Here is a 25,534-nt window from a genome sequence, read left to right on the forward strand (position 1 = left end):
TTAACATAATTGATATTCAGGCATGCTGGTTACCGCAATTGCCGTATTTTTCAAATTTTGATTGGTGTTGACCAGCGTACTGATCTTCTGCCCTATGACAGGCTGCAGGAGAAAGGTAGCCAGTTCTGTCTGTTTCATATCCCTGGGCAAACTTGCAAGAAACTTTTCCCAGTCGGCCTTTGCATTGACATATGAGCGTACAGGTTTAGGCTTCGCCCTTCTGTTGAGTGCGATGACAGCTTCATCTTCAGGGTCAGCTTTTCCATTGAAATCGAGCAGTCCGTCATTCAAAACCAGTGAGGGAATTTTCATGCGCAGCATCAATGATGAACTGTCGATCCAGTTTCTGCCGCCGGCCCATCCCGCAACATTTGGCGGGTTAAACAGGTACTGGCCAAGACTGGTTTGCAGCTGAATCAGCACCTGTGGTTTATTATAAGTCACATAAAATTCCCTGCTCATATTTACTAGCAACTCTACAGGTGATTTGATTTTATTTCCGGTGTTCGCTTTCTCGTAAAACCAATCGGCATTGAACAGTTTCTTCATCACCGCTGTGATATCATATTTTTCTTTGTAAAAATGATCTGAGAGCTCTTTAACATGATTTTCATCGGGGGTATCATTAACGAAGAAGATATATAGCTTGCGACATATAAATGTAGCCGTTTCCGGTTTGGCAAGAATCAGATCTATGATTGCCTCTCCATCGAAGAGACCGGTCTGTCCAAAAAAAGTTTTTTCTTTATCATCATGGACACGGGGATTAAATTCAAAGTCGCCGCTTTTGTTATAAGCCCAGCCGGTAAAAGCGCGGGCAGCTTGTTTGATATCGTTTTCTGTATAGCTGCCACGGCCAAGGGTAAATAACTCCATCAGCTCCCTGGAGAAATTTTCATTGGGCTTGCCTTTTCTGTTCTGCTGGTTATTGAGATAATCCAGCATTGCCGGAGATTTTGAGACTTCTATCAGAAGAGTTTTGAAACTTCCGAGGGCATTTGTGCGCTGAATATTGTTGAGTTGCTGGGCATAGTAGGGCTGGTTGGTACGGCAGGCAAAATGCCCATGCCAAAAGAGCGTCATTTTCTCGAGGAAAGGGTCTTCAGTGGTCATCATTTGCTGAATCCAGCGAATATTGAGCTCGCGGTTTTTCTCATTCCGCGCCTTCGTAATGTCCTCTCGCTGCTGTTTTTCTTCTGCAGTCTGTTCTTTTTTAGTGCCAAGGCTTGCCAGCAGGGACTGCTGTGATAGAAATTCATCACGGCTTAGGAGATGGAGCTCTTCCGTTTCCTGCCGGTGTTTGAACAGTGCATCCACTACCTTGCTGCGTCTTTTCTTACTGAGCTGATGCAGGTCAGGGTAGGATATTCCGAAACCTGCTCTGTTATAAAGATGCTTTATATGGAGAAAATTGTCGTTGCTGTCCATCATATTTGTTTTTACAATGTTACTATGACTGATGCTCTTAGTATAAGTTTAATTCCTTTACTTTTGTTTATGATATTTAGGCTTACAGAAGAACTGATTTTTCCTGACCCTTCTCTGGCAGAGCCCGATGGACTGCTGGCTATTGGCGGCGACCTGAGCAGGGAGAGGTTGATCCTTGCCTATCAGAATGGGATATTTCCCTGGTTTAGTGAGGGTGATCCCATATGCTGGTACTCACCTCAGGAGCGCTGCGTTATTGTACCTGAGCAGGTAAAGGTCAGTAAAAGTATGCGCAAGGTTCTTGATGCCGGGTTGTTCAGTGTAACGATGGACAAGGCATTTAAGGAGGTGATCCTGAATTGCGCTAAATCGCCGAGAAAAGGGCAGGATGGCACCTGGATTACGACGGAAATGCAGGACGCCTACATCGACCTTTATGAAAATGGCTGGGCACACAGTGTGGAAGTGTGGCATGACGGCATACTTGCAGGCGGCTTATATGGCCTTGCTATTAATGGTGTTTTTTGCGGAGAAAGCATGTTCAGTCTGATGAGCAACGCCTCCAAGACAGCACTGATCTGGCTTTGCCGAAATCCGGATTACAGACTAATCGATTGCCAGCTGCCGAACGACCATCTGCTGAGCCTGGGGGCCGTAATGATCCCGCAGGCAGAATATCTTTCAATTCTGGAAGATTAATTCAGGATCTCCCTGATATCTTCTTTACTCAAGGATTTGAAGAAACTCTCTTCAGTGGTGATCAGTGAACTTGCCAGGCGTTTCTTGCGGTTCTGGAGGGCAAGAATCTTTTCCTCTACGGTATCTTTGGCAATGAATTTATAGATAAATACTTTCTTTTCCTGTCCGATGCGGTGTGATCTGTCTATTGCCTGCTGCTCTACTGCAGGGTTCCACCATGGGTCCAGGATAAACACATAATCTGCCTGGGTTAAGTTTAAACCGACACCGCCGGCTTTGATGGAAATCAGGAAAACCTTAAGTTCTTTGTTGTCCTGGAACTCGGCAACGATCTCACCCCTGTTTTTAGTTGCCCCATCCAGGTATGTAAAAGGTATTTCTTCGGTTTCGAGGTGTTGCCTGAAGATCTGCAGGTGTTTTACAAACTGTGAAAATATCAGCACTTTGTGGCCGCCTTTAAGCACATTGTCCAGGGTATGGATCACATTTTCAAATTTTCCGGAATCAGACATATAACTCTCATCAATCATCTTCGGATGATTTGCAAGCTGGCGTAAAGCTGTCAGCCCCTGTAAAAGCTGTACCTGCTTTTTAGCATAGGTGCCATCATCCATACTGCTGAGGAGGTCGTTGCGGTAAGCCGATTTAGTTTTTTCGTAATATGCTGCCTGATCTTCGCTCATATCGCAATAGAATACCTGTTCTGTTTTTGCGGGAAGTTCTTCTGCAACCTGTTCCTTGGTTCGTCTCAGTACAAAAGGTTTGATGATCGCCTGTAGCTTTTTAGCTTTTTCTTCATCCTTTCTTTTCTCGATGGCCTGAACATACTCCTCATTGAAAAATGCCTGCGTGCCGAGCAGTCCGGGATTGAGGAAGGTAAGCTGTGTCCATAGGTCGCCCACAGAATTTTCTACGGGTGTACCGCTGAGCACCAGTTTATGGCGTGATTTAAGTAAACGTACCGACTTGAACGACTTGGAAGAAGGATTTTTGATATTCTGACTTTCATCAAGGATAATATAATTGAAATAAAAATCCTGGATCTCATTGACATCAACCCTTGTAATGCCGTAAGTAGTGATGACAATATCATACTTGATAAATTGGCTTACATCTTTATTCCTGTTGCTGCCGGTATGGGCAAGGATCTTCAATTTAGGAGTAAACTTTTTCGCCTCATTGAGCCAGTTATAGATTAGGGAGGTCGGCATGATGATCAGCGAGGTGCTGTGTGTATTGTTCATCTCGTCCTCCTCCTTTAGCTTTTGCAGCATCGCAAGCGTCTGGATAGTTTTACCCAGACCCATATCATCCGCAAGGCAGCCGCCGAAGTTATATTCCCGCAGGAAGCTGAACCAGTTGTAACCAGCTTTCTGATAACTGCGAAGTTCGCCCCTGAAGTTTACCGGCATCTGGGTATCGGTGATGTTCTCAAAGTCATTGAGCTTTTGCAGTTTGCGCTGAAGGGTAACGTTTGCAATGCCATCGCCTGCGAGATCATTGATCAGGCCAATGTGGTGTTTTTTGAGCTTCAGGTTTTTTCCCCCATCGGCAAGGCTGAAGAGACTGCCATATTGCGAAAACCATTTTTCCGGGATAATGGCAATGGTGCCATCAGGGAGGGTAAACTCTCTCTTTTTATGAAGGATATGCTGTTTCAGGGAAATAAATGGAACAGGGTGGATTCCGAAATAAACTATTGCATTGATATCAAACCAGTCGTTATCCTCCTTAATCTCAAAGTCGATTTTACTGGAGGCAAAGAGGAATTTTTTATTGCTGGTAGATTGTTCTATGGAGTAGCCTTTTTCTTTTAGCAGCTCTACATGTTCATTTACCCAGTTGAGTAGTCCGTAAGACTGGTTTTCTCCTTCAGGATGAGCGTTCAGCTCCAGGTTGTAAAACAGGGAACTAACCTTTTTAAGCCCCATTTTAACCAGCTCGTTGTATTTACTTTTTTCCCATGCCGTATCTCTCCTTACCCTGGTAAATACATAGTTGTTATCCCGTTTCTCTACATGTACCGTTACCTTTTTTTCATCTCCCAGCGCAAATGCATGGTCTCCATAACAAAAACACAGCTGTATCTGCGAGATTCCCCCTTCTACATAAATAACCCTGATCATTGCCGATGGATCGTGTTTTTCGGTTTTGATCTCGAAACCTTCTGCATATACGTGATACTTTTCGATCAGCGGTGCAACAAACTTCTCAAAGTAGGTTTCTTCTTTGGCCGTAGGAATGGATATGTAGCGTTTATTGAGGAAAGGCACCAGCTTTTTACCCTCGATATCCTGTTCAAAAAAGTAGAGAATATCGTTTAACAGCATCCAGGAAGGCTGGTTGCTAACGATCTGGGCATCTTTAAACATAAATTCTATGCGCAGTCCCTGGTATTTGATGGTTGGAAAATAGCGTGTCTCTTCCTCGCTTCTGCGGAAGTGAAAGAGGATTGTTGCAGGTTCTGTTGCGAGCTCAATCTTCCGCTCTGCCGGCCATCCATCTTTATCCATCAGGTAGAGGGCATCTTTATCTTTTAAGATCTCCAGTACTTCTGCGAGTTTCTTCTCAATCTTAGGACGTACTGATTCATAGAAGCGGTCGTCATAAAACTTACTGAAGAACTCAAAGGGGCGGATCGCTTTTTTGTAAAACTTCTTAATCACGTGGTCCTGCTCCGTTTCGTCGAGAATTTTGATGATCCTGAGGTCTGATTCTGTAAGGTGTCTGGTAAATTCCTTTGCTGTATGGCTAAATAAACGCTGGTAGGTGAGAGAAAAATCGCCCTGCGGATTAAGCTGTACGATATGCGGTTCAATAAGGTAGCCCAGATACTCATGTTTGCACAATGAATAAACGATTTTGCAGGGTTTTGAGCTATCTACGCGTAACATGAGCTAATTAATTAAAAAGGAAGGAGGTTAAATCTTATTAAATCTCTAAACATACATCAAATTTGAATCGCTGTCAACTAGAATAGAAATTAAAGATGATTTTTTATGTAGAGTTGGTCGAAATTGAAGGGGAGTTCGTCGGCTGAATCTGGCCTGTGGTATAAAAGCCAGTTTTTTCTGCAACGTTGAATAGGAGTTTGCGTCTTATGTGTAAACTATTTAGAAACAACGGTTTATAACAGAACCTTAAAACTTATTCATATGAAAACTTTAAAAACATTATTCTCATCAGCGATGATTGCAATCGTTTTATCTGCAACAGTATTAACCTCCACTGCTGCGGCAAGAGGTACAATGATTGACATCAGATCTGCTAACCCTGACATTAAAAAAGTTGTGGTTACAGGCAATCTAAAAGTATTTGTAGTTCAGAGTAAATCTGAATGGATTTCGCTGGATGAAGAAGATCGTGATCAGGTATCAATCAAACAGGTTGGCAATACGCTGACTGTAGGTTCATCAGTAAAAAGACCGATCAGCATTACTGTGTATGTGAAAGATATCTACCGTATTGATGCATCACAACAGGCATGTGTGAAAACTATCGGGAAATTTAATGTAAAATACCTTCAGGTGATGCTGAGAGATAATGCGACAGCGCGTATTAAAGCTAATACACTCAGTATCTATACTGTGGTAAATGACCGGGCTGACCTGGAATTATTAGGTAACTCTGAAAAACATATCATCAAAACTCAGGGTACTGCAACAATGAATACAGAAAGATTTGCTGCGCTGGTAACAAACCATGAACAACCAGATACCGAAACAGCAATGATTAAAGATACGGTTGGTAAAAAGGAGTCTACGCTTAAGTAGTAATGGCAGGATAGCTGCCTTTAGCTTTAAAGATCAAACTTGATTCCCTGGGCTAAAGGCAGTGTTTCCGAATAATTTATTGTATTTGTTTGCCTGCGCATATATCCTTTCCAGGCATCTGAGCCACTTTCCCTGCCTCCACCGGTTTCCTTTTCTCCACCAAATGCACCCCCGATTTCTGCTCCTGAAGTACCTATATTGACGTTGGCAATGCCACAGTCCGATCCGGCAGCAGAAAGGAAAAGCTCAGCTTCACGCAGATTGAGCGTCATGATCGCAGAAGATAGCCCCTGGGGTACATCATTCTGCAGTCGGATCGCCTCTTCCAGTGTTGTATACCTTATGAGGTAAAGGATCGGTGCAAATGTTTCTGCCTGTACGATCTGGTAGTGATTCTCCACTTCGGCAACACAGGGTTTGACAAAACATCCGGATTCGTAGCCCTCGCCGGTTAGTACTCCACCTTCCACAACAAAATTTGCTCCTTCGGCTTTTGCCTTTTCAATGGCTTTTATGTAAAGTTCCACGGCATGCTGATCGATCAATGGTCCTACATGATTGTGCTCGTCCAGAGGATTACCTATTCTAAGCTGTGCATAAGCACGAACCAGTTTGTTTTTAAAATCTTCATAGATATCTTCATGGATAATGAGGCGTCGTGTGGATGTGCAGCGCTGACCCGCAGTACCTGCAGCCCCAAATACAGCCCCGATTACGGACATATCGAGATCGGCATCCTTTGAGATGATGATGGCATTATTGCCGCCCAGCTCCAGGATGCTTTTCCCAAAGCGCGAAGCCACCGCCGCTGAAACTATCCGGCCTACCCTCGTAGAGCCAGTAAAGGATACCAGCGGGATACGTTTATCATTACTGATCTGATCACCTATCAATTCCTCGCTGATCAGCAGGGAGCTAATCCCTTCAGGCATCTCATTATTCTTAAGCACTGTAGCAATAATCTTTTGGCAGGCAATTGCGCATAATGCCGTTTTAGAAGAAGGTTTCCAGATGCATACATTGCCACATACCCATGCCAGCGCTGCATTCCAGCTCCATACCGCTACAGGGAAATTAAAAGCGGAGATAATCCCTACAATCCCCAGTGGATGCCACTGCTCGTACATACGGTGCTGAGGGCGTTCAGAATGCATAGCCAGGCCATACAGCTGGCGCGAAAGCCCTACAGCGAAGTCGCATATATCAATCATTTCCTGCACCTCGCCCAAACCTTCCTGCAGGCTTTTTCCCATTTCATAGGATACCAGTGTTCCGAGATCATGTTTGTGCAGACGCAGTGCCTCTCCAAACTGACGGACGACCTCGCCTCTTTTAGGTGCAGGGAGGCTCCGCCAGAAGATTAAAGCTTCCTGAGAATGTTTAATGATATATTCATAATCGGTAAGGTCTGCGAGTTTTACTGAAGCGATCCTTTTGCCATCTGCCGGAGAGAAACTATCTATAGTACCCAGGTTTCCGTGGTCGCCCCAGTTGCTTCCTGTGCTCCAGGCAGGATTATTGTCTGCGATGCCCAGATTTTTCAAAACAGAATTGATATCAGTCTGCATAGTTCAATGGATATTTGGTTTATACAAATCAACAAAAAAAAATGCGAAAGGCTGAAAACAGTGGGCTTCATTTCCTGACCCGAATATTACTGTACTTACCATAAAGTTGCATTATCTTTGTAGTAATTCTAGAAAAGATCCCAGCTACAATAAAAAGATGCCAACAAGGCTAATCAGCCATTCTTAGATAAAATTAATATTATCAGCTTATTAGATGCCAATATGTTTGTATGTTGATAATTATTTAGGTCAGATGCTACATAATACTGTAAACTTATATTGTATTTTAGAAAAGGGAGATGTTCTTTAATTAGTAAATACAATGGAAGAAGAATTTTACTTTGATTTTAGTGATGATGCACAGCGTTCTGTTGAGCGCTACGAGGAGATGTTAAGGAATCAGGATCAGTATTTCTTTGATGCCCAGGCTTTCGAAAATATCATCGACTATTATATCGAAAAGAGTGACCCTGTAAAGGCACTTCAGGTTATAGAATATGCCCTGAACCAGCACCCGTATGCTGCGGTATTTCTAATCAAACAAGCGCAGTTATTTTTTATAACAGATCAGATTGAGCGGGCATTTTTCTCGCTGCAAAAGGCAGAGATGCTGGAAGCTTCAGAATCTGAAATCTATGTACTCCGGGGAAACATTTACAACAGCCTGGAGCGTTATTCGGAAGCTCTGGATAATTTCCAGATCGCCCTTACTTTTGCAGAAACTACGGACGAGATCCTGCTGCAGATTGCCTATGTGTATCAGAATATGCTGGATTACGAAAACGCTATCAAGTATATTAAACAGAGTCTGGAGCAGAATATGGAGAATAAGGATGGTCTGTATGAACTGGCCTTCTGTTATGATATTCTGGATAAACAGGAGGAAAGTATCCAGTTTTATCAGGAGTATATCGATAACGACCCCTATTCATATGCGGCATGGTATAACCTTGCCAACTCTTACCACAAGCTGGATCTTTTTGAAAAAGCAATTGATGCCTATGATTATGCGATTCTGATTAAGGATAATTTTGCCTCAGCTTACTATAATAAAGGCAATGCGCTGGTACAACTGGACCGTTATGCGGAGGCTATTGAGGTTTACAAACAAACCTGGGAGTACGAAAAACCCAATGCAGATACGTACTGTGCTATAGGAGAGTGTTACGAGAAGCTCGAACGTATGGACGAAGCACGTGCTTATTATAAGAAATCTGTAAAGATGGACGGTAAACTGGCAGATGCCTGGTTTGGCATAGGAGTAACGCTAAACTTTGAGGAGCGTTATTTTGAATCGCTCCACTTTTACAAGAAAGCAATAGAGCTGGATGAAGAAAATCCTGACTTCTGGTTTGCAATGGCAGATGCATATTATAAATTGGGGCAGATCGAACAATCTGTTGAAGCGTATTATAAGGTCCTGGAATATAATCCGCTTGATATTGAAGCATGGCTGGATTTCTCCACGGTTTTATATGAGCAGGGGCGTTTGCTGGACGCATCGGAAACGATAGCTGATGGTATAAAAAATAATCCTGATGCTGCGGAACTTTACTACCGTATGGTGGCTTACCTGTTTGCACTGGGACAAAATAATGAAGCCATTGTTTATCTGGAAACAGCATTGGTGACAGATCCTGACAAACACTACATCCTGTTTGAATATCTGCCGCAACTGCAGGATAACAGGGCCATTGTAGAGGTGATCAATAAGTACATCAAGTAAGATACTGACCACAAAAAGGTGACGAAAATCAAAAATATTCTAATGAACAGTCTTGATTTTTTTTATCACCTTTGCAGCAGATATGAATTACCCATTAAATAATATTCCGGAACGTCCGGTTAAACCACGCCAGAGCGGCATTACCATGGTAATGGACAAAGGCCTTAGTTTAAGACAGACAGAAGACTTTATAGATGTTGCTGGCATACATTCAGATATTGTTAAATTAGGTTGGGCCACTTCCTTTGTGACACCAAAACTGAAAGAGAAACTCGATATATACCGCAGTGCGGGTATTCCCACCTACTTTGGAGGAACATTATTCGAAGCTTTTATCATTCGCAACCAGTTTGATGACTACATCCGTGTGCTGGAACAGTATGGAATGGAGTATGCTGAAGTGTCAGATGGTTCTATCGAGATTGAGCACGATCTGAAGTGTGAATATATCAGTAAACTGGCCAAACATGTAACCGTAATATCTGAAGTAGGATCTAAAGACGCAACAAAAATATTTGCGCCATATAAATGGATCAAGCTGATGAACGCTGAGATTGAAGCAGGAGCCTGGAAGGTAATCGCTGAAGCCAGGGAGGGTGGAAATGTAGGTATTTACAGGGGCTCCGGAGAAGTGCGTGAAGGCCTGGTAGATGAAATTCTTACACAGATTCCTGAGGAAACCATTATCTGGGAAGCTCCGCAAAAAGAGCAGCAGGTCTGGTTTATCAAACTGATCGGCAGCAATGTAAACCTGGGTAATATTGCGCCAGCAGAAGTAATTCCATTGGAAACTATCCGTCTGGGACTAAGGGGTGATACTTTTGATTACTTTCTGAACTTAAATAAATAAACGCAGCGGTTAAGGTCATGAGAACATTTGGATTGATAGGCTTCCCGCTGGGACATTCTTTTTCAAAGAAGTTTTTTTCGGAGAAATTTGAGAAAGAGGGCATAGAGGATTGCAGCTACGAGTTGTTTCCTATGGAAAATATTGATTCAATCAATACTTTAACCGCAGACAATGATACCCTGAGGGGATTAAACATTACGATACCTCATAAAGTTAATGTGCTGCCATATCTGAATGAGCTGGACGATGCAGCCCGGACCATAGGTGCGGTAAATTGTATTTCTGTGGAGAAAAAGGATGGCAAAAGATGGCTTAAAGGCCACAATACTGACGCCTTTGGATTCGCAGAATCTCTGAAACCATTTTTAAAGGAACACCATACCAAAGCTCTTATTCTCGGTGACGGTGGTGCTGCGAAGGCAGTGAAATATGTGCTGGACCAGCTGAATATTTCTTACCTTTCTGTGGTAAGATCGGGCTTGCCTGGTGCCATCCTGTACAGCCAGATCACTGAAGAGCTGATGTCTACACATCAGGTTATAATCAATACCACCCCGCTTGGGACTTTTCCAAATGTTGAAGGGGCTCCGGAAATTCCTTATCATTTAATCACAGATCAGCATCTTGCCTACGATCTGGTTTATAATCCTGAATTGACTGAGTTCATGCGCCGCGCAAAAGCTCAGGGAGCTGCGGTGAAGAATGGCCTGGAAATGCTGCAGCTGCAGGCACTCCGTGGCTGGTCTATCTGGAATCCTTAACATATAACGATGATCAAAAACCTGGTATTATTGAGTATGTTACTATTCATATGCAGTGTTTCGGCCTGTAATAATGATAGCTATGTACCCAAGCCAAGAGGTTATTTCAATATCAAGTTTCCGAAAAAGGAATACCTGAACTATGCTGAGGACTGTCCTTTTACTTTTGAATATCCCAGGTATGCAAAGATTGAGGCCGATGAGGAACGTAATGCCGGGAATTGCTGGAATAATCTGAATTTCCCGCAGTTTAATGCGAGGCTTCACCTCACTTATTATGATGTGTCATCGGCCAAGGAATATTACGGATTGGTGGAGGATGCGAGGACACTGGCCTTTAAACATACCGTCAAAGCCAATGCGATCGATCAAAAGCTGATAAATTTTCCCGACCGTAAGGTTTATGGCGTATATTACGCTATCGAAGGGAATACGGCATCTTCAGTTCAGTTTTTTTTAACCGACAGTGCCAAACATTATTTCAGAGGGGCATTGTATTTTAATGAGCGCCCGCAATATGACTCTGTAGCCCCAGTAGTGAGTTTTATAAAGAAGGATATTGAAAGAATGATCGATACCTTTAAGTGGAAAAAATAAATAACAGATCCAAATGATAACAATCCAGCGGTTTACCTTCAATCCTTATCAGGAGAACACCTATGTTTTATATGATGAAACAGGCGAATGTATCATTATTGATCCGGGAATGTATGATGGCAACGAACAAAATATTTTTGCGGGATGGATCAGGGAAAGCGGATTAAAACCCGTGTTGCTGCTGAACACACATTGTCATATTGACCATGTGCTGGGTAATAAATTTGTATTTGATAACTGGGGCTTAAAGCCGCAGTTTCATGAGGGGGAGCTGCAGGTACTGCATGCCGTTGCTGGTTATGCACCGCAGATGGGCATGCGTTATGAGTTGTCACCAGAACCTGAAGTATTTTTAGCAGAAACAGGAACAGTAGTTTTTGGCAACAGTGAACTGGAACTGATTTTTGCACCGGGTCATTCTCCGGCACATCTTTGTTTTTATGCCAGGGAAGATAACTTTTTGATTGGTGGGGATGTCTTGTTTCAAAACAGCATTGGGCGCACAGACCTGCCTGGTGGCAATCACGCACAACTGTTAAACAATATCAGGGAAAAGCTTTTTGTGCTGCCGGACAATGTGGTTGTATATCCGGGACATGGTGGTATCACCAATATCGGGTATGAGAAGCAAAACAATCCTTTTTTAAATTAAGGACCTGTATATTTGAATAAACGACGCACATTTGAACACAGCCCTCTATATTGCCCGCAGGTATCTTTTTGCTAAAAAGTCCACCAATGCTATAAATATTATTTCTACAATATCTGTTTTGGGTGTTTTTGTAGGAAGTGCGGCGCTGATCATCATCCTGTCAGTTTTCAATGGCTTTGAGGAGGTTGTGCTGAAAATGTTCAATACGATAACGCCCCAGCTGGTAATTGCTCCAGCTAAGGGTAAAACATTTGATCCCAATACGGCCTATTTTAAAAAACTCAGTGCCAATCAGTCGATCTATTCCTACACTGAGGTGCTTTCTGAGAATGCGCTGCTCAGGTATCATGACAAGCAGTCGGTTGGGCTGGTAAAGGGGGTAAGTACTTCCTATTTGAAGAACAAAAGCCTGGACAGTATTACCATACAGGGTAAATTTGTGATTCAAAACAGCAGTGGGCCAAGTGCTGTTCTGGGCTCTGCCATACAGAATTACCTGATGGTGAACACCAATGATCCTTTTACCCAACTGCAGGTATTCTCACCGCGTAAGGGTATCACCACAGGATCTGTTAATCCCTCAGATGATTTTGTGGATCTGTATATCCCGGTTTCGGGAATTTTTGAAGTTCAGCAGGATTTTGATAATATCGCGATTGTCCCCCTGAGTTTTGCACGAAAATTATTACAGGAGGATACTAAGATATCATCCATCGAAATCAATCTTCAGAAAGGGATAGATGCTGATAAATTTAAAGAGACTATTGAGGAACAGCTTGGTGCGGGCTTTATCGTAAAGGACAGGATTGAGCAGAACAAGGCATTGTATAATATCCTGGGTACTGAGAAATGGGCTGTTTATATTATCCTGACCTTTATCCTGATTATTGCCATCTTTAATATTATTGGTTCATTAACCATGTTGGTGATAGATAAATTGAAGGATATTGCTATTCTCAGCAGTCTGGGTGCGGGTAAGAGCCTGATCAAAAGAATCTTTCTTTTTGAAGGGATGATGATCACTATGGCAGGCTGTATTTTTGGGTTACTTATAGGATTGGGCTTTTGTCTGATGCAACAGAAATTTGGGTGGATCAAGATGTCGCAGGAAAATCTGCTGATCAGTAATGCCTACCCAATTGGCCTGAAATGGAAAGATTTTTTATTAGTATTTGTTACGGTGAGTATTTTCTCTTTTATGGCATCAGCTTTGTCATCTAATTTGAGCGTTAAGAACATCAATAATTTAAACAAAGATCTTTAACATGAATTCCTTTAAACATACAGCATTATTATTCTCTGCGGTGTCTGTTATTTTTGCTGCCTGTAATCAACCTGAGTCACAAGAGCAAAAGAAGACCACCAGAATAATAAAAGGACTGTATAGCTATGGGCCTGAAATACATTCTTTTACTGATTGTGAAGAGGGCCGGGAATTTTGGGTGGCAGACAGTGCTAAAACGCTTGAACTTGCTTACAGTAAATTCAACTTCGAGAAACCTTATGAGCCAGTCTATATTGAGGCAGAATGTCATGTCATTAAATCTGACAGCATCATGGTATCAGCAGATTTTGATTCTACACTGGTGGTTACCAAATTAATCAGAATTACAAAAGAAATTCCGGACGGTCCCTGCAATCAGTAAGCGCTATTTGGTGACATAAAGATCTTTGGAAATGGCTGGTATGATTGCTCTGTCATGTGCCATTTTGAACATCGTATTGATCGCATTTCTGCCTTCAGTCCCCAGATCAGCAGAATATTGATTCACATAGAGTTCTATGTGCTTGTACATCACTGCTTCGTCCATTTCCTGTGCATGTGCAGAGATAAAATCTATTCCTGATTTCGGATTTTCAAAGGCGAACTCTACAGACTTGCGTATCAGCCTGTTTACCTTCTTTTGTACCTCTTCGTCCAGTTCGCGGTTGATGACGATACCACCCAAAGGGATTGCACAACCGGTAAGTTCTTCCCAGTAACTACCCAGGTCCACCACTTTGTGCAGCCCCTTATCCATATAGGTAAAGCGGTTTTCATGGATAATCAGCCCCAGATCGATCTCATCATTTAACAAGGCATTCTCAATATCAGAAAATACCATGACCTGTTTATTGCGTAAATTGGGAAAAGCGATACCCAGCAGAAAATTCGCAGTGGTCAGTTGTCCGGGGATACCTATTCTCAGGGGAGAATTTTCAATTCTTAATTTTTCACTTGTGATCAGTCCTTCATTTTTACAGATCAGGAGTGGGCCAACACCAAATCCTAAAGCACTGCCGGCATCCAGGAGCGCATATTTGTCTGCCAGGTGTGCAAAGGCATGGAAGCTCAATTTGGTGATATCAAGTTCTGATTTTACCGCTTTTTGGTTTAACGTTTCCACATCATCGAAAGAAACTTCGAATTCCAGTCCCTCGGTATCAATTTTATGATGGATTAGTGCATCAAATATAAATGTATCGTTAGGGCAGGGGGAAAATCCAAGTGAAAGTTTCATGTGGTAAATGTAAGCACTTCGTGAAGGCGGTAGGTTAATGATTTGTCAAAAAGTCAATAGCCCAGTCGTTCAGGTTCTTTATGGCCAAACCTATTTTCCATGACTCACGGTTTCTTTCTTCCACATAGTTGGATATGCTTCGGATCTGCAGACAAGGAAGATCCGAATGTTCACAGGCGTAAAATACCGCTGCGCCTTCCATGCTCTCGGTGGTTGGCTGCAGTCGTTTTTCGATGGCTTTGATGCTGAGTTTATTGCCATGTACTTTATTGACTGTAATGCCACTGACGCAGGGTAAGGTGGCCAGCATTGGCATGCTGACAGCATGTTGAGCTTCATATCTGCTTCTTCCAAACCCCAGGCTGTCTATTGGCAGAAACTCGTCTTTATCTTCGGCACCCAGCTCGGCAAATGTATCGCTTGTGATATTCAGAATGCTGCCCAGAGGGTATTTCCATTCGTAACATCCTGCAATACCCAGATTGAGCACCAGGCTGTATGATGCTGAAAGGTGTTTCCCCAGCGCATAAGCTGTTGCAGTCATCCCGACGCCGGTAATTAGCAGGTCAAATGCCGGAGTTTCAATGAAATTACCCTCAGGCAGTTCGAAATGGCTGCACAAGCCGGATAGCTCGGCTCTTGTTGCTGCTACAATCAATGTCTTCATTTAACGAAGTTACGAGAACAAACCAAAAGCCTTATAAAACTTTCTACTTTAAGCTTTCTGCGTATATTTGCAGTCAATTACTTGAAGAATGATTTATATAACCCGTAAGGAATCTTTTAACGCTGCACATAAACTGGCGAGACCCGACTGGTCAGCGGATCATAATCTGGAGGTCTATGGCAAATGTGCCAATCCTAACTGGCATGGTCATAACTATCAGCTTTTTGTTACCGTAAAAGGTGAAATCAATCCCGAGACGGGCTTTCTGGTGGACCTCAAATGGTTGAAGGTTATTATCAATGAACATATTATTGATAAACTTGATCACAGGAACCTGAACCTGGATGTGGATTTCATGAAGGATAAACTAGCCTCTACAGAAAATCTTGCTGTTGCAATCTGGGAGCAGCTGATACCACATATCAATGCAGGTGGAGCGCAACTGCACTGCATCAAAATTTACGAGACCGAAAATAACTTTGTTGAATATTTCGGTAATTAAACATATCAATGGAAAATCATATACAAGATCCTTTTGATGAGGAGAACGATGGATATATCAAAGTAGACCGTTACAATTCGAGTAAGATTGCGTCTATTTCCAGTCACTATGCTGATATTCTCAGTACACTTGGTGAAGACCCTTCGCGTGAGGGATTGCTGAAGACACCTGAGCGGGTAGCAAAATCACTACAGTACCTTACCCATGGTTACGACCTTGACCCGGCAGAGATCCTTCGGTCGGCGATGTTCAAAGAGGACTATAGCCAGATGGTGGTCGTTAAAGATATAGAAGTATATTCTATGTGTGAGCACCACATGCTTCCTTTTTTTGGGAAAGCGCACGTAGCATATATCCCTAACGGACATATTGTAGGCTTGAGTAAAATCCCGCGTGTAGTGGATGCATTTGCAAGAAGGTTACAGGTGCAGGAGCGTCTGACGAATGAAATCAGGGATTGTATCCAGGAAACTTTACAGCCTGCGGGTGTAGCAGTGGTCATCGAATGTCAGCATTTGTGTATGGCAATGAGGGGCATACAGAAGCAAAACTCAGTAACTACCACCTCTGCCTTTACAGGTGGATTTGCAAGTGATAAAACCAGGGCCGAGTTTTTGAGGTTGATTACTGCAAAACTGCATTAGCACTAAATATTTAATACTAATACTGGTTCTCCGGAGCCTTTTATAATTATAGACGAAGACTAATGAACCCGACATGATTCAAATAATTATTAAAGCCTAAGGCAATAATTATTTGAATCATCGAAGGCTCCATCTGACATATAAAACAATATTTAATAGATGAAAGCATATTTATTTCCTGGACAAGGAGCACAATTTTCTGGCATGGGCAAGGAGCTTTACGAAAGCGAAATCGCCAGAGAGCTATTTGAAAAAGCAAATGATATTATAGGTTTCCGTATCAGTGATATCATGTTTTCTGGTACTGAAGAAGAACTTAAACAAACAAAAGTTACACAGCCCGCAGTATTCCTGCATTCTGTAATCCTTGCAAAATCTTTAGGTAACGATTTTAAGCCTGATATGGTTGCAGGACACTCTTTGGGTGAATTTTCTGCTCTTGTTGCCGCCTCTGCTATCTCTTTTGAGGACGGCTTGAAATTGGTTATTGCCAGAGCTAACGCAATGCAAAAAGCTTGTGAATTACAGCCTTCAACGATGGCAGCAATTCTTGGACTGGCGGATGATGTAGTGGAAAAGATTTGCGAGGAAATAGATGAAGTGGTAGTTGCGGCAAACTACAACTGCCCGGGCCAGCTGGTGATTTCAGGAAGCATTGCAGGCGTGGATATTGCCTGTGCAAAACTGACTGAAGCAGGAGCTAAAAGAGCGCTGAAGTTAAATGTTGGAGGTGCTTTCCATTCGCCTTTGATGGAGCCAGCAAGGATCGAATTGAAGGATGCGATTGAAAATACTACAATTTTGCCTCCTGTATGTCCGATTTATCAGAATGTTGACCCTATTCCACAGACAGATCCTGAAAAAATTAAGTTTAACCTGATTACGCAGCTTACAGGTGCTGTACGCTGGACCCAGACGGTAGAACGCATGCTGGCCGATGGTGCTGATGAATTTATCGAAGTAGGTCCGGGTAATGTTCTGCAGGGGCTGGTTAAAAAAGTAAACCGGGCTGTGCAGACCAGTTCAGCAGCGGTTCCAGTTTAATTTTAATTTTTATTAATTATATCCGGTGTGAGTATTGGGGCTAAAATCAGATTTCTATTATTGATCCTGGGGGCATGCTGCATCGCTACAGCAATATCTTTAAAGCACTCCATAACCAATAAGGACCTTTTACAGCACGAGGCTGAGACTCTTCAGGAAAACCTGGCCTCAAATGAACGGATAGTATATAGTTATCTTGCAGACGGGCAGAAGGTAGAACATGCGAAGCAGTTCCATCTGAACGAAGTTTATGCATTAAATTTTATCAATAACTACAGAGTTAAAGGAATCAATGTACTGACCTATGAAAATTCGGTATTACGATTCTGGAGCTCCTATAAAGCCATACCATCAGATCCTTCCAAGATAAAGGAAGGATCTTCTTTTATCCAGTTTCCCAACGGCTGGTATGAAGTGATAAAGAAAACACAGGGAAATTATTCGATTATCTTCCTGATTGATGTAAAAAACCAGTATAGTATTCAGAACAGGTATCTCAATAATGGAATTGTAAAGACGTTGTCTACAGACAATTCTCTTGTGCTGGCTTCTTTTATGGACGAGGAGGTGTTTGGGATTACCAATCTGGATGGCAAGCTGCTTTTTGAGGTAAAACTTAACCCGAATTATACTCAGGGCATCTATGCCGCGATACAGGTCTGGTTATGGGTAGTAGGCTTGTTTTGCTTTGCCTTATTTACCAATTCCTGCTGTGCATGGCTGGTAAAAAAGGGACATTTGATCAAGGCTGTCTTACTGCTGGCCTTGTTTTTTCTGGCGATAAGAATCACAGACCTGCAGTATGGCTGGTTCAATCACCAGTTTAACCTCGCAATCTTTAGTCCTTCTATCTACGCAGAGAGTTTCTTCTTACCTTCTCTGGGAGATTTTTTGCTCAATGTACTGGCTTTAACATGGGTTGTTTTATTTATTTATACCTACAGGGAAAGATTCAGGTTTCCACGCTGGATTTCTGAGAGCAGGCCAATTGGCTTAGCGTTCCATCTGATTGCCATTTTACTTTTTTCGGGGATTGCGTTCCTGATCAATTCCGTGTTTTTTGGGTTGATCTATAATTCCAAAATCAACTTTGATATTACAAATATCATTAACCTTAGCTGGCTGAGCTGGGTATGTATCGTTATCCTCTGCCTGGTCTGGTTTAACGTATATCTGATTGCCAGCATCGTCATTGAACTGACGAAACAACTGGAGGTAAGCCATAAAGAACGTTTGGTGCTGTTTTTTGGGATGTTTGCATTGTATTTCATGTTTATGATGAGCACAGCTTTTACGGTGTTTTTTATCGCATATGCGCTGTTCCTCTTTATCATTTCATACAATATTTATATTCAGCGTAATAAATTCTCTATCGGGGTTTTTGCAGCGATGTTCTTTTGCCTGGCATTCATCTCTTCGATAAAATATCTCAAGTTTAATGATATCAAGGAGCGCAGTAACAGATATGTGATCGCTAAAAAGCTACAATCTTCTGATGATCCAAAAGTGCTCAACTCTATCGAGAGTCTGGGTACCGGAATCTCCAATGACCTGTTTATTGCAGACTATTTTAAAAGCCCAAAATCCAACAGGCACCTTGCCCTGCAGAATTATATTACAAAGACCTTCTTAGATGGCTACCTCTCTCCCTTTGAACATAACTTTTATGAGTTCAATGTCAAAGATTCTGTACAGAACCAGAATGGAGACAACTCACTTGAACATTATCAGAATTTGGTACGCTCAGGCTCGGTAAAGATTTCTAATTACTTTTACCGCCTGAACGATACATTTGGCTATCAGAACTATTTTGGCATCGTTCCGATATTTGACGACAGCCATATCCTCGGGACGCTGGTTGTAGAGCTGAAATCCCAGCAGTACAATTACAGCAGTCAGTTCCCTGAACTGCTGATTGACGGGAAACTGAAAAGTGAGGATGATTACAGCAATTACTCCTTTGCCTTTTACAACAACAATAAACTCATCAAACAATCCGGCAAATACACATACAAACTGGCCAATAATGAGTTTAAAGGAAAATTTGGTGAGCCTGTCTTTTTAAACGAGCCCAAAGCAGGATATAGCCATCTGATATATACCGCAAGCAATTCCAAGATCATTGTGATCAGTAAGGAGAAGGTAACCTATATAGTCAGATTAGCGGCATTATCATTCTTCTTTCTGGTATTCATTTTGTTTTCTGCGGCACTCTATGTAGTGATCTGGTTGTTAAAAAATATTGACGAAAGCTGGGGAGGCTGGTTTAACATCAACAGATCATTGATGATCAACGCTAATAAGATCCTTTACAAGACAAGGATACAATTCTCCATCGTGTTATCTGTAGTAGCAACCCTGCTGATCGTGGGATGGTCAACTTTCTTCTACATCAGGGATGAATACAGAAAACAGCAGGAGGATTTTATCCGCGAAAGGATCAGAAAGGTGCAGCTTTCTTATGAAAGACAAATTTTTGCTACAGGTATTCCCAAGAATACAGATCAGGCCATCATGAACTTTAATCAGTTTGCAGATATTAACTCTGCCTATCTGAACCTGTTTGACGTCAATGGAAACCTCCTGTTCACGTCTTTACCCAAACTCTATGATTATGGTATTGTGGGGGCAAAAATGGGGGCCAAGGCAATGATTTACCTGAAGCTGCTGCAGCGTTCAGAATATACGAATCCAACAGAAGCCTTAGGGGACTTTACTTACTCGGCCGCCTATGCACCCATCCGGAATGCACAGAACCAGACCGTAGCTTATATCGGCCTTCCTTATTATGGAAACGAAGCGGATTATCAATCTAAAATTGGCTTGTTTATCAATACACTGATCAATATCTATGCGCTGGTATTTGTGGCTATCGGAGTCCTTGCGGTTTTCCTGGCGAACCAGATCACCAGTCCGCTGACATTTATCCAGGAAAGCATCAGAAAGACGAAGCTGGGACAAAAAAACCAGCCGATCGTATGGTCGAGGCATGATGAGATCGGCTCCCTGATCAAAGAGTACAATAAAATGATCTCTGCCCTGGAGGATAGTGCCGTAAAGCTGGCAAAATCTGAACGGGAGAGCGCCTGGAGGGAAATGGCTAAACAGGTAGCACATGAGATTAAAAACCCACTGACGCCTTTGAAACTTGGTGTACAGCTACTGGAGAAGTCATGGAAAGAGAAGGATCCAAATTTTGAGCTTAAATTTGAACGTTTTTACAAATCTTTCGTGGAACAGATTGACAGTTTAGCCACCATTGCTTCAGAATTTTCCAACTTCGCAAAGATGCCTGATACCAAGCTGGAGCAGTTACTGCTGGTGCCTATTATTGAGCAGAGCAGGAATGTGTTTGTGAATACCTCTGGTGCGGAAATCTATATTTCTAACCTCAGCAATAAAGAAACCCTTATTCTTGGCGATAAAGATCAGCTGTTGCGTTCATTTAACAATCTGCTAAAGAATGCTATTGAAGCTACTTCCGGCAAAGAAAAATGTTTGGTATATGTGAAAATCACGAACGATACCGACTTTGTCTTTGTGGAAGTGGAAGATAATGGCAAAGGCATTGATCTGGATCTGCAGGAAAAAATCTTTGTACCTAATTTTACCACCAAATCTTCTGGTACGGGGCTAGGGCTTGCCTTTGTTAAACAGGCAGTAGAGAATGCCGGAGGATCGATCAATTTCAAATCCTCCGCAGAGACAGGTACTGTATTCTACCTGAGTTTTCCTTTAGTGTAGCAAGCCAGTTGCTGTTACTTATTTCAGGTCCAGTGCGGCTTTACCCATGGTAAATCCGTTTGCATAGAGAATCACTGAATAAGTACCTTTAATAAAAGGTTTTGGGTTCACCCATTCCATATTATAGGTCGTATCATCATTGTTGTATGAAATACTGATCATCTCACTATACTGCATTTCCTGTCCGTCGGCCTCAAACATATTTGTTTCATTGGCGATCAGGTTTCCTGCAGGATCAAAAATACGGATGTAGATTTTATGGTAATCTTTCTCGGCCAGCTGATTGGGAATAATACTGAAGTAGGTAGTCAATTTTTGTGCTCCGGAAGCTTTTGATACCTCTACATTCTTGCCGCTGTTTTTCACTTTATAAGCTACGAGACGTACGTTAAATGCTTTGAGGGCTGCGCCGCTCTTTACCTTTGCCGCCAGTTCAGAATTTTTCTTTTCCAGGTCGCTCGCTATGGCTTTCACAGAATTAACTGAGGTAGTAAGGCTATCCCTTTCCGATTTCAGATAGGTGTTTTCTTTTTCTAAATGACCGATATCTTCTTTATAGCCAGACAAGAACGCTTTAAGTTTCTTGAGCTCATCTTGGGCTGCGGCGAGTTCAGCCTCGGTAACTTCTCCTTTTTGTAAAGCTCTTTTCAGTTCAGCAATCTTTTTTCTGGCCTGCTTTTGCTCATTCTGAAGTTTTTCCGTCAGCGCGACGTTCATCAGGTTCACCTTATCAAACTCCACTTCAATCTTTTCCACTTCCAGCTTTAATCTGTCTTTTTCAGTATTGGTGGTGACAAAACGTTCTTTTTCGTGTTTGTCCCTAAAAAAAAGAAAAGCATTAGTTCCCAATAATGCTAAGATAACGACGATGAGAAAATAAATTTTATTGCGGTCTCCCTTGTTAACAGGATCTTTTTGGTCTGACATTTGAATCAAAAAATTGAGGTCTTTATGCTTTGTTTATTTGTGCTTACCTATGTATTAAAAAGAACGAACATAGGATAAATTATATAATTCGTGGTAAAAAAATCTAAAAATTGTATAAGACCTTTAAAAAAAAATCGTTTACTTGCTGATGTTGAGAGCTGCTGTTCGCCAGTAATTCCCCATTTTGAGTTAAACTGTACACTACCAAAAACAAGTATAATGCTGAAAAAGATTGTTTTTACAATTTTCACAACTTTAATTACCCCCTACATCTTAATTGCACAGATACCAACAAAAATTGCTCCAAAAAGGGAGTTTAGAGGCGTATGGGTAGCCACTGTAGAGAATATCGACTGGCCTTCAAAAGCCGGTTTAAGTATAGACCAGCAAAAGCAGGAGCTGATTGGCCTGATGGAGCAACACAAGCGCACTGGTATGAATGCGATCATCCTGCAGGTACGCCCTACAGCTGATGCTTTTTACAGGAAATCACGTGAACCCTGGAGCCAATGGCTGATGGGAAAACAGGGGCTTGCTCCTGCACCAGGATATGACCCGCTGGAATTTGCCATAAAAGAAGCGCATTCCCGTGGGATGGAACTTCATGCCTGGTTCAATCCTTATCGTGCGTCCATGTCTGCTAATTCTTACGCCAGCGAAGACCACATGACGCGCAAAAGACCAGATCTTTTCTTTACTTACGGAGGAAAAAAACAGTTTGACCCTGGGATGCCTGAGGTAAGGGAATATATTGTGCAGGTGATCCTGGATGTTGTAAAAGGCTATGATGTAGACGGTATCCATTTCGATGATTACTTCTACCCATATCCAATTGAAGGCCAGCGTATCAATGACGGCGCTACTTTCAGTAAATATTCAAACGGCTTTACTGATATCAAAGACTGGAGAAGAAACAATGTGGACCTGCTGATCAAACAGCTGGATGATAGCATCCACCATTATAAGAAATATGTGAAGTTCGGAATCAGTCCCTTTGGAATCTGGAAAAACAGTAAGGAAGATACGCTGGGCTCTGCCACACACGGTCTTTCCAATTATCATGAGCTGTATGCAGATTCGAGAAAGTGGATTAAAGAGGGCTGGGTAGATTACATCAATCCACAAATCTATTTTAGTTTCACCAGGAGAGCTGCCCCCTTTGCTACGCTTGTAGACTGGTGGAGCAATAATACCTATGGCAGACATTTATATATCGGTCAGGCCGCCTATCTGGTCAACCAGCGTATGGAAGCTGCATGGAGAAATCCACAGGAAATTCCCAATCAGATCAGATATATCCGGTCCAATAACCGGGTGCAGGGTAGTATATTTTTTAGTTCAAAGTCACTGTCTACAGTGGCGAGGGGCACAGCAGATTCACTGCGAAACAATTTGTACAAATATCCTGCACTGCCACCGCAAATGCCCTGGTTGGATGAAGTGGTACCAAACGCTCCCCAGACGTTTACTGCTGAAGCCACTGCAACAGGTGTACAGCTAAAATGGACAGCACCGCTGAAAGCCGAGGATGGAGAAACAGCTTCGGGATACGTGATCTACCGTTTTAATGAGGGTGAAAAACCTGAGATACTTGATCCTTCAAAGATTATCAGAATAAGTTTTGAAGATTTTACCTTTTTTATGGATACAAATGTTGAAAAAGGAAAGAGGTATAACTACCTGATCACTGCACTGGACCGGCTGAAGAATGAGAGTGGGCCAAGTGGTCCGGTTGGAGTCGAAGTTTTGTAGTTTCCTAATAATCAGTAAGGTATTATAAATACCCCCGGTATTGGCGATGTTTGTGCAATACGCGTTCCTATATTTTTGCATACAAATAATTTCAAATTGTATTAAAAAATATAAGAAACATGGATTCGCAGATTAAAAACACTACTCCCACTTTATTGTCTCATTACGATTATATAATCATTGGTGCCGGTTCCGCAGGTTGTGTGATTGCTCGCCGCCTGATAGATCATACAGATGCCTCTGTGCTGCTTCTGGAAGCTGGCGGACCAAATGCAGGTATAGAAACCATCAGCAACCCAACCCAATGGGTTCAGAATATGGGAACTGAATATGACCATCTCTATAATTTTGAACCAACACCCGCTATCAATAACAGAATCATCCCTATTCCACGTGGAAAAGTACTTGGTGGTTCAGGAAGTATTAACGGATTAGTATGGACCCGTGGGCACAGGGCCGATTATGATGGCTGGGCCGCTGCCGGAAACGTAGGTTGGGATTACAAATCTGTACTCCCGTTATTTAAAAAAATTGAAGATTGGGAAGGCGGGGAGACTGATTTTCACGGTGCCGGTGGGCCAATTGGCATTGGAAACGCCAAAAATCTCCATTTGTCTTCTATAGCTCTGATAGAAGCAGGTCGTACGTACGGTATGCCAGTTTTTGAGGATGCCAATGGTCCTGAACCCGAAGGTGTAGGGCCGATGACATTAAACGTGAAGGACGGTGTGCGTCAAAGTCCAACAGAATATTTGAAACCTGTAATAGGTAATCAGCGACTTACGGTACTGACGCATGCAAAGGTATTAAAGCTACATCTGAATGGTACCCATTGTACAGGAATAGAATTAGACTGGCAGGGGGCCATCCATACTGTTACAGCGGAGAAGGAAGTAATCTTGTCCGCAGGGGCTATCGATTCACCGCGAGTACTGATGTTATCCGGTATTGGCGATGCTGATGAACTGAAGCAGTTAGGCATCGACCCACAGATCAGCCTGCCAGGTGTAGGTAAGAATCTGCAGGATCACATTTTGCTGGCAGGCATGTGTTATGAGACTTTTGAACCACTGGGGAGCCCGAACAATAATCTTTGCGGCAGTCAGGCATACTGGAAGAGTAATCAACAGCTCAGTGTTCCCGACCTGATGTTTTTACCTATACACGCACCATTTCTAAGTGCTGAGATTGTGCAAAAATATCCTGTTCCGGAAAATTATTTTTGTCTGGTTCCGGGACTGGTGCAGCCAAAGAGCAGAGGTTATGTGAAAATGAAAACGGCACGCTATGATGGCCCTCTGGAAATACAGCCAAATTACATTACTGATCCAGCAGACCTTGAAGCTCTGGTAAGATCAGTAGAAATTGGTCTTGAGCTCGCTGATCAGCCCGTTTTCAAAAGTTTAATCAAGAGACTGGCGGCGCCTCTTTCCCTGAAAAACAGAAATGAAATTGTAGCTTTCGTACGTGATGCGGTATCCTCGTACTACCACCCTGTAGGCAGTTGTGCAATGGGTTCAGGTCCTGAAGCCGTAGTAGACAGTAAGCTGCGGGTCCATGGTGTTACAGGATTGAGAGTTGCCGATGCTTCTATAATGCCATCTATCACATCTGCCAATACCAATGCAACCTCGATGATGATTGGTGAGTTTGCTTCAAAAGAGATAATTGAAAACCTTTAATAGTGTCGTTTAATAAA

At 42.4% G+C, this 25,534-nt stretch carries 21 protein-coding genes; 15 read left to right on the forward strand and 6 right to left on the reverse strand.

Annotation, left to right across the window (positions count from 1 at the left end; translation table 11 throughout):
- Entirely contained in the window at positions 1-1,431 is a 1,431-nt protein-coding gene (locus tag OQY15_RS21295; RefSeq protein WP_265794080.1) for a DUF1800 domain-containing protein, read from the reverse strand.
- A 66-nt stretch (positions 1,432-1,497) separates the two neighbouring features.
- Between OQY15_RS21295 and aat the strand changes: the two genes are divergently transcribed.
- A complete protein-coding gene (aat, locus tag OQY15_RS21300) occupies positions 1,498-2,127 on the forward strand; it encodes a leucyl/phenylalanyl-tRNA--protein transferase (RefSeq protein WP_265794081.1) in 630 nt (209 codons plus the stop codon).
- Here the strand turns inward: aat and OQY15_RS21305 are convergent.
- Complete coding sequence (locus OQY15_RS21305) at positions 2,124-5,021, reverse strand: DEAD/DEAH box helicase (protein ID WP_265794082.1); 2,898 nt, start codon at positions 5,019-5,021, stop codon at positions 2,124-2,126. The two genes, aat and OQY15_RS21305, sit on opposite strands and share 4 nt — an antisense overlap.
- Before the next feature lie 261 nt (positions 5,022-5,282).
- Here OQY15_RS21305 and OQY15_RS21310 point away from each other — a divergent pair, with 261 nt between their 5' ends.
- A complete protein-coding gene (locus OQY15_RS21310) occupies positions 5,283-5,900 on the forward strand; it encodes a DUF2807 domain-containing protein (RefSeq protein ID WP_265794083.1) in 618 nt (205 codons plus the stop codon).
- 26 nt (positions 5,901-5,926) lie between these two features.
- Here OQY15_RS21310 and OQY15_RS21315 read toward each other — a convergent pair whose 3' ends face one another.
- The gene (locus tag OQY15_RS21315; RefSeq protein ID WP_265794085.1) at positions 5,927-7,468 is read right to left on the reverse strand and encodes an aldehyde dehydrogenase family protein; all 1,542 of its coding nucleotides are present in this window, start codon (positions 7,466-7,468) and stop codon (positions 5,927-5,929) included.
- A 322-nt stretch (positions 7,469-7,790) separates the two neighbouring features.
- On the opposite strand from OQY15_RS21315, the gene OQY15_RS21320 reads away from it, so the two are divergent.
- The 7 genes from OQY15_RS21320 to OQY15_RS21350 all read left to right on the forward strand — a co-directional run bounded on the left by OQY15_RS21320 (position 7,791) and on the right by OQY15_RS21350 (position 13,700).
- A complete protein-coding gene (locus OQY15_RS21320) occupies positions 7,791-9,194 on the forward strand; it encodes a tetratricopeptide repeat protein (protein ID WP_265794088.1) in 1,404 nt (467 codons plus the stop codon).
- Positions 9,195-9,276: 82 nt separating this feature from the next.
- Entirely contained in the window at positions 9,277-10,044 is a 768-nt protein-coding gene (locus OQY15_RS21325) for a phosphosulfolactate synthase (protein ID WP_265794089.1), read from the forward strand.
- A 17-nt stretch (positions 10,045-10,061) separates the two neighbouring features.
- The gene (locus tag OQY15_RS21330) at positions 10,062-10,805 is read left to right on the forward strand and encodes a shikimate dehydrogenase (RefSeq protein WP_265794092.1); all 744 of its coding nucleotides are present in this window, start codon (positions 10,062-10,064) and stop codon (positions 10,803-10,805) included.
- A 36-nt stretch (positions 10,806-10,841) separates the two neighbouring features.
- Positions 10,842-11,402 (forward strand): gliding motility lipoprotein GldD, encoded by a 561-nt coding sequence (gene gldD / locus OQY15_RS21335; protein WP_265794093.1) that lies wholly within the window; start codon positions 10,842-10,844, stop codon positions 11,400-11,402.
- A 13-nt stretch (positions 11,403-11,415) separates the two neighbouring features.
- A complete protein-coding gene (locus OQY15_RS21340; protein ID WP_265794098.1) occupies positions 11,416-12,054 on the forward strand; it encodes an MBL fold metallo-hydrolase in 639 nt (212 codons plus the stop codon).
- Positions 12,055-12,085: 31 nt separating this feature from the next.
- Positions 12,086-13,318, forward strand: coding sequence for an ABC transporter permease (locus OQY15_RS21345; RefSeq protein WP_265794100.1), 1,233 nt, complete (start codon positions 12,086-12,088; stop codon positions 13,316-13,318).
- A gap of 1 nt (position 13,319) precedes the next feature.
- On the forward strand, positions 13,320-13,700 hold the full coding sequence (locus OQY15_RS21350; RefSeq protein ID WP_265794101.1) for a hypothetical protein: 381 nt from the start codon (positions 13,320-13,322) through the stop codon (positions 13,698-13,700).
- 3 nt (positions 13,701-13,703) lie between these two features.
- Here OQY15_RS21350 and OQY15_RS21355 read toward each other — a convergent pair whose 3' ends face one another.
- Positions 13,704-14,555 (reverse strand): 1,4-dihydroxy-6-naphthoate synthase, encoded by an 852-nt coding sequence (locus tag OQY15_RS21355; RefSeq protein WP_265794102.1) that lies wholly within the window; start codon positions 14,553-14,555, stop codon positions 13,704-13,706.
- A gap of 34 nt (positions 14,556-14,589) precedes the next feature.
- Positions 14,590-15,222 (reverse strand): futalosine hydrolase, encoded by a 633-nt coding sequence (gene mqnB / locus OQY15_RS21360; RefSeq protein WP_265794103.1) that lies wholly within the window; start codon positions 15,220-15,222, stop codon positions 14,590-14,592.
- Positions 15,223-15,310: 88 nt separating this feature from the next.
- On the opposite strand from mqnB, the gene OQY15_RS21365 reads away from it, so the two are divergent.
- The 4 genes from OQY15_RS21365 to OQY15_RS21380 all read left to right on the forward strand — a co-directional run bounded on the left by OQY15_RS21365 (position 15,311) and on the right by OQY15_RS21380 (position 21,156).
- A complete protein-coding gene (locus OQY15_RS21365) occupies positions 15,311-15,724 on the forward strand; it encodes a 6-carboxytetrahydropterin synthase (protein WP_265794105.1) in 414 nt (137 codons plus the stop codon).
- 8 nt (positions 15,725-15,732) lie between these two features.
- Entirely contained in the window at positions 15,733-16,368 is a 636-nt protein-coding gene (gene folE / locus OQY15_RS21370; protein ID WP_265794107.1) for a GTP cyclohydrolase I FolE, read from the forward strand.
- Positions 16,369-16,527: 159 nt separating this feature from the next.
- Positions 16,528-17,412 carry an ACP S-malonyltransferase gene (fabD, locus tag OQY15_RS21375; RefSeq protein WP_265794109.1) on the forward strand — a complete coding sequence of 295 codons (885 nt, stop codon included), beginning with the start codon at positions 16,528-16,530 and terminating at the stop codon, positions 17,410-17,412.
- Between the two features lie 27 nt (positions 17,413-17,439).
- Complete coding sequence (locus OQY15_RS21380; protein WP_265794110.1) at positions 17,440-21,156, forward strand: ATP-binding protein; 3,717 nt, start codon at positions 17,440-17,442, stop codon at positions 21,154-21,156.
- Between the two features lie 18 nt (positions 21,157-21,174).
- Here the strand turns inward: OQY15_RS21380 and OQY15_RS21385 are convergent, their stop codons facing one another.
- Positions 21,175-22,083 carry a hypothetical protein gene (locus OQY15_RS21385; RefSeq protein ID WP_265794113.1) on the reverse strand — a complete coding sequence of 303 codons (909 nt, stop codon included), beginning with the start codon at positions 22,081-22,083 and terminating at the stop codon, positions 21,175-21,177.
- A 219-nt stretch (positions 22,084-22,302) separates the two neighbouring features.
- Between OQY15_RS21385 and OQY15_RS21390 the strand changes: the two genes are divergently transcribed.
- Positions 22,303-23,835 carry a family 10 glycosylhydrolase gene (locus tag OQY15_RS21390; RefSeq protein ID WP_265794115.1) on the forward strand — a complete coding sequence of 511 codons (1,533 nt, stop codon included), beginning with the start codon at positions 22,303-22,305 and terminating at the stop codon, positions 23,833-23,835.
- A gap of 119 nt (positions 23,836-23,954) precedes the next feature.
- Positions 23,955-25,517: a GMC family oxidoreductase N-terminal domain-containing protein gene (locus tag OQY15_RS21395; RefSeq protein WP_265794116.1), complete on the forward strand. Its 1,563-nt coding sequence runs from the start codon at positions 23,955-23,957 to the stop codon at positions 25,515-25,517.
- The last annotated feature ends 17 nt before the right edge of the window (positions 25,518-25,534 follow it).

The organism is Pedobacter sp. MC2016-15 (assembly GCF_026239695.1).
In the GTDB taxonomy this organism is placed as follows: domain Bacteria; phylum Bacteroidota; class Bacteroidia; order Sphingobacteriales; family Sphingobacteriaceae; genus Pedobacter.